The organism is Pseudomonas sp. NPDC089530 (assembly GCF_050280705.1).
Lineage (GTDB): Bacteria > Pseudomonadota > Gammaproteobacteria > Pseudomonadales > Pseudomonadaceae > Aquipseudomonas.
On the sequence record NZ_JBNNVU010000012.1, the window covers coordinates 46,680 to 56,116 of the forward strand.

The 9,437-nt window shown below is 66.2% G+C and carries 11 protein-coding genes; 5 read left to right on the forward strand and 6 right to left on the reverse strand.

The features are described from left to right. The first annotated feature begins 30 nt into the window (after window positions 1–30). The gene (locus tag ACQKQA_RS07340; protein WP_427554997.1) at window positions 31–963 is read left to right on the forward strand and encodes a LysR family transcriptional regulator; all 933 of its coding nucleotides are present in this window, start codon (window positions 31–33) and stop codon (window positions 961–963) included. 12 nt (window positions 964–975) lie between these two features. Here the strand turns inward: ACQKQA_RS07340 and ACQKQA_RS07345 are convergent, their stop codons facing one another. After that, window positions 976–1,875, reverse strand: coding sequence for a LysR family transcriptional regulator (locus ACQKQA_RS07345; protein WP_427554999.1), 900 nt, complete (start codon window positions 1,873–1,875; stop codon window positions 976–978). 133 nt (window positions 1,876–2,008) lie between these two features. Between ACQKQA_RS07345 and ACQKQA_RS07350 the strand changes: the two genes are divergently transcribed. The 3 genes from ACQKQA_RS07350 to ACQKQA_RS07360 all read left to right on the forward strand — a co-directional run bounded on the left by ACQKQA_RS07350 (window position 2,009) and on the right by ACQKQA_RS07360 (window position 3,855). Further along, the gene (locus tag ACQKQA_RS07350; RefSeq protein ID WP_427555001.1) at window positions 2,009–2,440 is read left to right on the forward strand and encodes a PACE efflux transporter; all 432 of its coding nucleotides are present in this window, start codon (window positions 2,009–2,011) and stop codon (window positions 2,438–2,440) included. An 82-nt stretch (window positions 2,441–2,522) separates the two neighbouring features. Further along, window positions 2,523–3,152, forward strand: a complete 630-nt coding sequence (locus tag ACQKQA_RS07355; protein ID WP_427555003.1) for a glutathione S-transferase family protein — start codon at window positions 2,523–2,525, stop codon at window positions 3,150–3,152. 193 nt (window positions 3,153–3,345) lie between these two features. Further along, a complete protein-coding gene (locus tag ACQKQA_RS07360; RefSeq protein WP_427555005.1) occupies window positions 3,346–3,855 on the forward strand; it encodes a hypothetical protein in 510 nt (169 codons plus the stop codon). 80 nt (window positions 3,856–3,935) lie between these two features. Here ACQKQA_RS07360 and ACQKQA_RS07365 read toward each other — a convergent pair whose 3' ends face one another. Further along, the gene (locus ACQKQA_RS07365) at window positions 3,936–4,808 is read right to left on the reverse strand and encodes a LysR family transcriptional regulator (RefSeq protein WP_427555007.1); all 873 of its coding nucleotides are present in this window, start codon (window positions 4,806–4,808) and stop codon (window positions 3,936–3,938) included. A 98-nt stretch (window positions 4,809–4,906) separates the two neighbouring features. Here ACQKQA_RS07365 and gstA point away from each other — a divergent pair, with 98 nt between their 5' ends. Then, window positions 4,907–5,512, forward strand: coding sequence for a glutathione transferase GstA (gene gstA, locus ACQKQA_RS07370; protein WP_427555009.1), 606 nt, complete (start codon window positions 4,907–4,909; stop codon window positions 5,510–5,512). Window positions 5,513–5,519: 7 nt separating this feature from the next. Here the strand turns inward: gstA and ACQKQA_RS07375 are convergent, their stop codons facing one another. The 4 genes from ACQKQA_RS07375 to ACQKQA_RS07390 form a co-directional block, all read right to left on the reverse strand. After that, the gene (locus tag ACQKQA_RS07375) at window positions 5,520–6,533 is read right to left on the reverse strand and encodes an ABC transporter substrate-binding protein (protein ID WP_427555011.1); all 1,014 of its coding nucleotides are present in this window, start codon (window positions 6,531–6,533) and stop codon (window positions 5,520–5,522) included. A 76-nt stretch (window positions 6,534–6,609) separates the two neighbouring features. Further along, window positions 6,610–7,176, reverse strand: a complete 567-nt coding sequence (locus tag ACQKQA_RS07380; protein WP_427555013.1) for a sigma-70 family RNA polymerase sigma factor — start codon at window positions 7,174–7,176, stop codon at window positions 6,610–6,612. A 179-nt stretch (window positions 7,177–7,355) separates the two neighbouring features. Beyond that, window positions 7,356–8,147 carry a phosphate/phosphite/phosphonate ABC transporter substrate-binding protein gene (locus tag ACQKQA_RS07385; RefSeq protein ID WP_427555015.1) on the reverse strand — a complete coding sequence of 264 codons (792 nt, stop codon included), beginning with the start codon at window positions 8,145–8,147 and terminating at the stop codon, window positions 7,356–7,358. 23 nt (window positions 8,148–8,170) lie between these two features. After that, window positions 8,171–9,115, reverse strand: a complete 945-nt coding sequence (locus ACQKQA_RS07390) for a fatty acid desaturase (RefSeq protein WP_427555017.1) — start codon at window positions 9,113–9,115, stop codon at window positions 8,171–8,173. Window positions 9,116–9,437: the final 322 nt, after the last annotated feature.

A 9,437-nucleotide genomic window follows, 5' to 3' on the forward strand; every position in this document is an offset into this window, starting at 1 on the left:
TTATGGGCACGAACAGTCACAGAGCGAACGATGAAAACTGACACTCTCGGTGATGAAAACTCACAGACAGTCAAACGGCGCCTGCCGCCCCTGAGCGCCCTGCGCTGTTTCGAGGCCGCCGCCCGGCTGGAGAGTTTCACCCGTGCCGGCGAAGCCCTGCACCTGACCCATGGCGCCATCAGCCGGGCCGTGCGCGCCCTGGAAGAAGACCTGGGTACGCGCCTGTTCGAGCGGCGCAGCCACCGGGTGTTTCTCACTGACGCCGGCCGCGAATTGCTGCACAGCGTGACGAATGCCTTCGACCTGATCGAGGCCGCCGCGCGCAAACTGCGGACGCCGGACAACGCCGCGCCCCTGGTGCTGTCCTGCGAACCGACCCTGCTGATGCGCTGGCTGATTCCACGGATTCCAGCTTTCTTCGCCGCCCACCCGGACATTCCCCTGCAACTGGTGGCCGGCGGCGGGCCCTTCGTCTTCGGCCAGGGCATCGACCTGGCGATCCGCCGCAACGACTTTCCCTGGCAGCGGCACACCCAGGCGCAGTGGCTGTTCGACGAAGCCATCGGCCCGGTGTGCCGTCCGGAACAGGCCGCTGGCTGGACCCGCGAAGCCAGCGGCAGGGTGCAACTGGCCGACAACGCGCCGCGCCTGCACAGCGCGACCCGGGTCCAGGCCTGGGAGCAGTGGTCGGCCCTCAAGGGCCTGCAACAGAGCGCGGGCGAGGAGCAGGTCTTCGAGCATTTCTACTTCAGCCTGCAAGCGGCAGTGGCCGGGCTGGGGCTGGCCATCGCGCCCTGGCAACTGGTGCGCGACGACCTGGACTCGGGCCTGCTGGTCGCGCCTTGCGGTTTTATCGCCGACGGCAGCGCCTACTACCTGCTGTCACCCGAGGCGATCGAGCCGGACTCGCCGGTCGCCCGCCTGCTCGACTGGCTGCGCTGCCAGGCCCTGGCGAGCGCCTGAACGCTCCCCGTTTCAGACGCCCAGCGCCGGGTCCTGGCCGCCCAGCAACTGCACAAAGGCCTGGGCGGCCTTTTGCAGGGGCTGGCTCCTCAGCCAGACCGCGTGCACCGGCAGCAGCAGGCCGTTATCGATGTTCTTGAAGGTCAGGCGCTTGAGCCGTCCGGCTTCGAGCAGCGGAGCGATCACCGACTGCGGGAAATTGCCCCAGCCGATGCCGGACTCGACCATGTCCAGGGCCATCGCCAGGCTGTCGGTGCGCCAGTAGGACTCGGCGATCAGCGGCCGGGTATCGCGGATTGGCAAGTCGCGGCTGGCGACCACCACCTGGCGCACGTTGACCAGCTCCTCCAGGTAGAGGGTGGCATCCGGCGCCATGGGCAGCGGGTGCTGCGCGGAAATGCAGGCGATCATCCGTTCGCTGCCGACGTACTGGAAATACTCCAGCACATTCAGGCTGACCCCGGCGAACGCCACGCCCACCGCGATCCGGCCGCTGTGCAGCAGTTGCAGCACATCGTCCTGGGGCGCGCTCAGCACCTCGATATCGAGCAAGGGATGGCGCTCGGCGATCAGTTTGATCGCCGCCAGCACCCGGGACTTGTCGAGGTCCTCGACCACGCCGATGGACAGCCGGCTTTCCAGCCCCAGGGACAGCTCCACCGCATGCACCTGCAAGTGCTTGAGCTGCTCGGCGATCAGCCGCGCATGGGGCGCCAGGGCGTTGGCCATGGCGGTGGGCACCGGCTCGCGATGGCTGCGGTCGAACAAGGGGTATCCCAGCTCGGCCTCGAGGTTGGCGATGCCCATGCTCACCGCCGAAGGCACCTTGCCCAGGGCCCGGGCCGCGGCGGAAAACGAACCGCGCTCGAGCACGGCGAGAAACAACTGGATGCTGTCGCTGGAGAAATTCACAAACCCTTACCCATCAGTAAATCTGAAAGATTCTGACTTTTTCTGTCACGTCTATTGAAGCTATCTTGCGCCGCCTTCGCCAGCCTTTCCTGCTCCAGGAGCGGCCCGGCCAATGAACGCAGAGGAAAAAAGCATGCAAGGCATCAAGCGCAAACTGGTTTATGTGTCCCTGTTCGAGGTGTTCGGCATGACGTTCTCGGCCCTGGGCCTGGCCCTTCTGTCCGGCGCCTCGCCGAGCAGCACCGGGCCGCTGGCGGTGGTGATCACCAGCATCGCGGTGACCTGGAACTTCATCTACACCAGCCTGTTCGAGCGCTGGGAAAGCCGCCAGGTCTCGCGGACCCGCACGGTCAAGCGGCGCATCGCCCATGCCGTGGGTTTCCAACTGACGCTGATCGTGTTCCTGATCCCGCTGATCGCCTGGTGGATGCACATCAGCCTGGTGCAGGCCTTCCTGCTGGACCTGGCGCTGATCCTGTTCATCCCCTGCTACACCTTCGTCTTCAACTGGCTGTTCGACCGGGTCTTCGGCCTGCCGGCCTCGGCGCTGCCCGACCCGGCCTGAGCCCCAGGCCCCCATCGTCATCGACGCGGGCGGGCGGCGTTGCTACATTCCCCGGGCCTCCCCAACCGCCAAGGAACGTCCCATGGGAACCCTGAGAATTCTCGGTAGAGCGTCGTCGATCAACGTCAGAAAAGTACTGTGGACCTGTGAGGAACTGGGTCTGCCCTTTGAACGCGAGGATTGGGGCAACGGCTTCCAGTCGACCCACAGCCCCGAGTTTCTCAAGCTCAACCCCAACGCCCAGGTGCCGGTGCTGATCGACGAAGCCGGCGTGCTCTGGGAATCCAACAGCATCTGTCGCTACCTGACCAGCAAGGTGCCCGGACAACGCTTGCTGCCCGGCGAAGCCCGGCGCCGGGCGCTGGTGGAGCAATGGATGGACTGGCAGGCCACGGAGCTCAACCCCTCCTGGGGTTATGCCTTCCATGCCCTGGTGCGGCAGAACCCGGACTATCAGGACCCGCAGCGGATCGCCGCCGGCGTGCGCGGCTGGAACGAAAAAATGGCCCTGCTCGAGCAGCAACTGGCCGGCAGCGACGCCTATGTGCTCGGCGACCGGTTCACCCTGGCCGATATCGTCCTCGGCCTGTCGGTGCACCGCTGGGCCGTGGCGCCCATCGAACACCCGGACTATCCCGCCGTCGCCGCCTATTACCAGCGCCTCAGCGAACGCCCGGGGTTCCTGCTGCATGGGCGCAACGGCCACCCCTGATTCGCGCCTACGACGGTCGATAGCGTCTGCGCGCCAACCGGTCGCCGCTGGCCGCAAGCGGCAAGGCTTGTCCGCCGTGTGCCGCCAGCCTTGCTGGGCGATCGGCGCCAGGTCCCATCCCAGAGCGCTCCGGGGCAACGGCACGCAAATTGCTGTTTAGCCCGGGAGAGCCCTTACATGCAGGTACCCAATCATGTTGGTCAGTGCCCAGAAAACCTCGGCAATCCAGCCCTCCCAGCGGTCCGACCTGGACCCTACCACCGCTGCCGCCAGCGCGCTGTACAGCGGCCTGATGCAGAACGTGCAGAACGCCGCGACGTTCCAGGCCTCCCAGACCGTGCAACAGGCCAGCAATACGGTCAGCGACAATGTCGCGGCGGCCTTCGCCAAGACCCGCGTGCTGCTGCAGGCCACCCCGCCGACCGCCAGCACCGCGCAAACCAACAGCGCCACCCAGGGTTCAGCCCTGAATGAGTTCAAGGACTACATGAGCAAGTCCCCCGAACAGCGCCTGCGCGACAGAATCCTCGAAGAGATGGGCATTACCGAGGAAGAGCTGAAAAACATGCCGCCGGAGAAACAGCAGGCGGTGGCCCAGGAAATCGCCCAGCGGATGCAGGACAAGCTGAAGCTGGCACAGGTCGAGAAAGACGCTAATGGCGTCGAGAAACAAGTCGCCGACAAGTTCCTCGCCGCGCTGTAAGCGACACACCGAAGAAGGGTTCCCGCACGGAACCCTTTTCAGTCATCGGCCCAAATGAGCGGGCCGCCCCTTCTCCGGGCTCAGCCCTGTCCCACCAGATCGAGCAAGGCCCGCAACGCCGGCGACGGCTCACCGCCCTCAGCCAGCACCAGGGCAAAGCTGCGCTGGATCGGCACGCTCAACGGCAGCACGCACAGGCCGTGGCGTTGTTCCGGCAAGGTCATCTGTGGCACCAGACTCACCCCCACCTGTTCGCGAACCAGGGTGAAGGCACTGCTCCACTCCCGCACCTCGACCCGCACATCCGCCAGTTCCAGGCCGGCGTCCGCCGCCAGGCTGCGGGCATTGACCGAACAGCCGCCGGTGGCCAGCACGAAGGGCTCGCGCACCAGCTCCTGCAAGCTCACCCCCTGCTCTTGAGTGCGACGCGCCAGGGCGTGCCCGGCCGGCAGCACCGCCACCCAGGCATCGCGTCCCAGCAGGCCGGCACTGCGCCCGGGAGCGGGGTTGAGGACCACCCCGACGTCGACCAGCCGCGCCGCAAGCAAGGCCTCGACCTCGTCGTCGCTGACCTCCAGCGCCACCACCTGGATCCCCGGGTACAACTGCTTGAAGCGCCGCAGCAGCGGCGGCAGGAAGGTCGCCAGCACCATGGGGAAACTGGCCAGGCGAAGGGTGCCGCGCTGGATGTCCCGGGCCGCGTCCGCGGTGTCGCGGATGTTCTGCAACGCCGCGAGCATCAGCCGCGCCTGCTCGACCACGGCTCCACCGACGGCCGTGGGCAGGGCCTGGCGATGTTCGCGAACGAACAGCTGCACGCCCAGGTTGTCCTCGAGCAGGGCCAGGGCCTGGCTGGCGCCGGATTGGGTCATGCCGACCCGCTCGGCGGCGCGGGTGATGTTGCCGGTGTCCGCCACGGCCACCAGCAGGCGCCAGTGCATCAGGTTCATCATGGCAGTAGCTGTCCTTATGGCTGCATTCTGAAAGAGTCATTTTACTGAGAGCAGCGCGGACTGTGACACTGGCCTTCCCCTTTTCTGGAGAGCCCCCGATGAAGCTGTATTTCTCACCTGACGCCTGCTCCCTCGCCCCGCATATCGTGCTGCGCGAACTGGCCCTGCCGTTCCAGCTGATCCGGGTCGACAACCGCAACAAGACCACGGTCGACGGCGCCGACTTCCTGGCGATCAACCCCAAGGGTTATGTGGCGGCGCTGGCGCTGGACAACGGCCAGGTGCTGACCGAGGGGCCGGCGCTCCTGCAGTACCTGGCCGACCTCGAACCCCAGGCGGGCCTGGCACCGGCCAACGGCAGCTGGCCGCGGGTGCGGCTGCAGGAGATGCTCAACTTCGTTTCCAGCGAGATCCATGGCGGCCTCGGCTGGCTGTTCAACGACGGGTTTCCCGAGGCGACCAAGGCGCAGATCCGGCAGAAACTGTTCAAGCGCCTGGGGCTGCTGAACCAGACATTGGAACAGCAGGACTACCTGCTGGGCGCCACCTTCGGCATCGCCGACGCCTACCTGTTCACCGTGCTGCGCTGGACCGCCGGCTTCGCCATCGACCTGCAGCAGTGGCCGGCGCTGGTGCGCTTCCAGGCGCGCATTGCCCGGCGCGAAGCCGTGCAAGCGGCCCTGGCGGCCGAAGCCGCCCTGTAGGAGCGGGTCAAAGGGCGGCGCTGACGCGGCTGGCAATCTCGCTCGGTACCCAGCCCTGCCATACCTGCGGCTGTTCGCGCAGGAAGGCCTCGGCGACCTGGCGCGGCGGCTGGCGGGTTTCGCTCATCCGGCCCAGGGTGCGGTTCAGCAGGTCGATGGGCAGGTCGACCTTCTCGAAGAAGCTCACCAGTTCCGGGTACTGCGCCTTGAACGGCGCGGACACGCCGATGGCCAGATGCGCTGGCAGCGACCGGGTGCCCCGCGGATGGGGGTTGCCGGCATCGGCCAGGGTCTTCCAGGCCTCGGCATCGAAGGCCGGCTCTTCCAGCTTCACCAGCTTGAACTTGCCCAGCAGCGGCGTCGGCGACCAGTAGTAGAACAGCACCGGCTTGCCGCGGCGGATCGACGAGCTGACTTCGGCGTCCAGGGCCGCGCCGGAACCGGTGCGGAAGTTCACGAAGCTGTCGCTCAGCCCATAGGCCTTGAGCTTCTGGCTGTTGACGATTTCCGAAGTCCAGCCGCTGGGGCTGTTGAGAAAGCGCCCGCGGCCCGGGTCTTCCGGATCGCTGAACACTGCCTTGTAGCGCGCCAGGTCGTCCACCGATTTCAGCTCCGGGGCCAGCGGTTCGATGCCGCGCTCGGCATCGCCCTTGATCACGTATTCCGGCACCCACCAGCCTTCGGTGGCGCCCTTGACCGTGTCGCCCAGGCCGAACACCTTGCCCTCGGCTTCGGCCTTGACCCAGGCCGGACTGCGTCCGGCCCACTCTTCGCCGATCACCTGGATATCGTTCCTGGCCAAAGCCGCTTCCAGACTCACGGTACTGCCGGGCAGGGTTTCGGTGGGGTAGCCGTAGCCCTTCTCGACGATCAGCCGCAGCACCTCGGTGATCAGGCTGCCGCTTTCCCAGGTGATGTCGCCGAAATGGATCGGTGCCGGTTTGTCCGCCGCCGGCGCCTGCTGGACCAGCAGGCTGAAGGTCAGCAGCGAGGTGCCGAGCAGGTGTTTGATGATGTTCATGGTGAACCTCTGGCTGATTATTCATGGGGGGCCGGCAGCCACTGTTGCCGGCCGCGAGCACCGTCTGCGGCGGCTGCTACAGCGCTGGCAAGTCGTAACCGGGTCGAGTGTCACGCCAGGACCACGCCGTGTTCGGGCCCAGGCAACGCTGGAGTGTCCGGGCCATGTAGTCGCTGACCGAACGTGGCGAGATCCCCAGTTGCTCGGCGATCTGCGGGTAGGTCAGGCCGTTGACCCGGGACAGCAGGAAGGTCGCCTTGACCTTGGCAGGCAGGCCGTCGAGCAGGCGGTCGATGGCTTCCAGCGCCTCGAACGCCTGTGCCTGGTCCTGGGGCGATGGCTGCAGGGTTTCGTCGCCGTGCCGCAGTCTGCCGAGGCAAGCCCGCTCCAGGTCGCGGCGACGCCACAACTGGTACATCAGGCGTTGGGAAATGGTGGTCAGCAGCGCCCTGGGCTGACGGATCGGCAGCACTTCGGGCCGGCTCAAGAGCTGGACGAAGGTATCGGCGGCAATGTCTTCGGCGCTGGCGCCAGCATCCGAGGAGTAGTGCAGATGGCCGCGCAGGCGGTTGCACAGCCAGTCGTAATGACTGCGGAACAGGCCGCCCACATAGTCGCTGTGAGTCGTGTCGGTGCCGGACATAGTGGCTCCATTGAAGAAGGTTGCGCGGTATGTCCGGTGTTCCGGTGCGGCGATCCTAGCAAGGAAGGCTTATTCCCTAATAATATTTAAAATTCATTTTTATAGAATATTTAAGAATAAAAGGTCGACGGTGCCAGATAGACTTTTCGCGAGCGAGCCCGCGGTGCTTTCTGGGGGCTTCAGCGCAAGCGGGCGTAGCCCAGCTCTTGCGCCTCGCGCTGATAGTCGAGAAGGATCCGGTAGTCCGCTTCGGCGGCCGGCAGCACCTCGCGCAACCCCAGGGTCGCGGCTACCGCGGGCAGTGCCGTCAGCGCCGCATTCATCGCGGCGCGAATCCGTTCGACCTGCTCCTCGCCCAGGCCGGCTACGCCGATATAGGGCAGAGTCGGGCTGAAGGCGCTGCGGGCGATCACCCGCAGGCCGGCCACTTCGTCCTCGGCGTAGCGGGCCAGGTAGGCGAAGGTCACGCTGTCGACGGCGGCCAGGTCGGCCTGCCCTTCCCGCAGCCAGCGCAGGCTCTGCCGATGGCTGCCGCTGATGCCGACGCTGGCGAAAAACCGGCCGTCGCGCTGCAACGGCGCGAGGCGCTGGCGCAGTAGGTTCATGCCGCTGTTGGAATCCTCGCCATTGATCACCCCGCGGCTGCCCCGCAGCGCCTGCAAGGTCCGGCGCGGGTCGCTTGCGCGGCCGAGCAGCAGGCTGCAATGGTTGCCGCCGGAGCTGTCCGGCAGCTCGTAACGCGGCCGGCCGATGACCCTGACCTTGCCGCACAGGGCGGTCATCAGCGGGTAGCCGCAGGTCTGGGTCAGCAACAGGCGCGGCGACCGCCACAACTGCATCAGGTCCAGCTCCCGGGCATCGAGCCGGGTCTGGCCGAGGCGTTGCAGGATCGCCGCCAGCCATTGTTCGTTGGCCTGGCGCACCGGTTCGGGGGCGACGTACATCAGCAGTTCGGCATAGCGGGCAGTCATGGTGCGCAGCTCTTGGGTCAGGGTTACAGGGCGAAGGGATGTTCGGGGCTGTCGATCGGTTTCAGGGCATGGCGCCGCAGCAGCTCGCCATAGCCCCGCACGACAAAACCGCCGCTGCGCGCCTGCCATTGCTCGCGGCGCTGGCGATAGGCCTGCGGCAGGCAGTACCAGGGCAGCCCCGGCAAGTCATGGTGCACCAGGTGCAGGTTGAGGTGCAGAAACAGCCAGGTCCATGGCCACGCCGCTTCGTTGAGTACCGTGCGCTGCTCCGCGTCAGCGTGGGGGCGGTGTTCGTAATAGGAGCGGAGCATCGCCAGCGACAGCGCCGGCACGCTCACCAACAGCAGGTAATGCCAGACCGGCAGCACACTGTAGCGGGCAACGAACGCCAGCATCAGCAGGGTCAGCGCGCCATGGGTCAGCCACATCAGCCAGGCCTGGCGGTGGCCCTGGCGCAGGCGCCGCGCTTCCTCCCGCGCCAGCGCCAGCAGGGCCAGGGGCGCGCCGAGCAGCAGGCGCCCCAGCAGGGTCTTGTTCAGCCAATGCAGGCCCTGCTCGAACGGCGAACGGCTATGCCACTGGCGCTGGCCCAGGTAACGGCTTTCCGGGTCGCGACCGGGCAGGGTCAGGTCTTCATCGCGGTGATGCTGCAGATGGCTGTCGCGGTACAGGGTGTAGGGATACCAGACGGCAAAGGGCGCGTAGCCCAGCAACTTGTTCAGCCACAGCCAGCGCGTGGGATGGCCATGCAACAGTTCATGCTGCACCGACAGCCACAGCACCAGGATCGGGATCAGCAACAGGCTGCTCGGCCAGAGCCCCAGCAGCGGGCTGGCCAGCAGCACGGCGAACCAGCTGGCGCCAGTGCCGATCAGCAACAGCCAGGTGGGCCATTCGGTACGGGCGGTGAAGGTCTGACGCAGGGTTTCGATTTCTTCGCGGTGCAGCGGATCAAAATAATGGGCCATGGCGCTACTCAGGACAGGGGCGGGCCGAAGGGCGAATCTTCGGGGTCTGGCTGTTCTGTGCAACGGGCCGGGGAAATCTTGCAGATCGATGGGTTATTGGTTTAGAAGCAAAAACAAGGAAGCCCGCGGGGCGGGCTTCGTGGGAGGGTCAATGGCCGAAAATATTGTGCTCGGCCTTTTTGGCTCGCTTGTCCGCGCGTTTCTCGACGGCGGTGCGCGCCGGTTTCTTTTTCGCCGCCTTTTTCGGTTCCACGCCTTTCATGATGCACGCTCCACACACGGGGATGGTTTATCAGGTATACACCTATCCCACGCGCCCTGC

Bases quoted from the DNA above. Each gene is read 5' to 3' on its own strand.
- ACQKQA_RS07340 (WP_427554997.1), top strand. From the start codon at position 31: ATGAAAACTGACACTCTCGGTGATGAAAACTCACAGACAGTCAAACGG.
- ACQKQA_RS07350 (WP_427555001.1), top strand. From the start codon at position 2,009: ATGCAAGGCATCAAGCGCAAACTGGTTTATGTGTCCCTGTTCGAGGTG.
- ACQKQA_RS07355 (WP_427555003.1), top strand. From the start codon at position 2,523: ATGGGAACCCTGAGAATTCTCGGTAGAGCGTCGTCGATCAACGTCAGA.
- ACQKQA_RS07360 (WP_427555005.1), top strand. From the start codon at position 3,346: ATGTTGGTCAGTGCCCAGAAAACCTCGGCAATCCAGCCCTCCCAGCGG.
- ACQKQA_RS07365 (WP_427555007.1), bottom strand. From the start codon at position 4,808: ATGATGAACCTGATGCACTGGCGCCTGCTGGTGGCCGTGGCGGACACC.
- gstA (WP_427555009.1), top strand. From the start codon at position 4,907: ATGAAGCTGTATTTCTCACCTGACGCCTGCTCCCTCGCCCCGCATATC.
- ACQKQA_RS07375 (WP_427555011.1), bottom strand. From the start codon at position 6,533: ATGAACATCATCAAACACCTGCTCGGCACCTCGCTGCTGACCTTCAGC.
- ACQKQA_RS07380 (WP_427555013.1), bottom strand. From the start codon at position 7,176: ATGTCCGGCACCGACACGACTCACAGCGACTATGTGGGCGGCCTGTTC.
- ACQKQA_RS07385 (WP_427555015.1), bottom strand. From the start codon at position 8,147: ATGACTGCCCGCTATGCCGAACTGCTGATGTACGTCGCCCCCGAACCG.
- ACQKQA_RS07390 (WP_427555017.1), bottom strand. From the start codon at position 9,115: ATGGCCCATTATTTTGATCCGCTGCACCGCGAAGAAATCGAAACCCTG.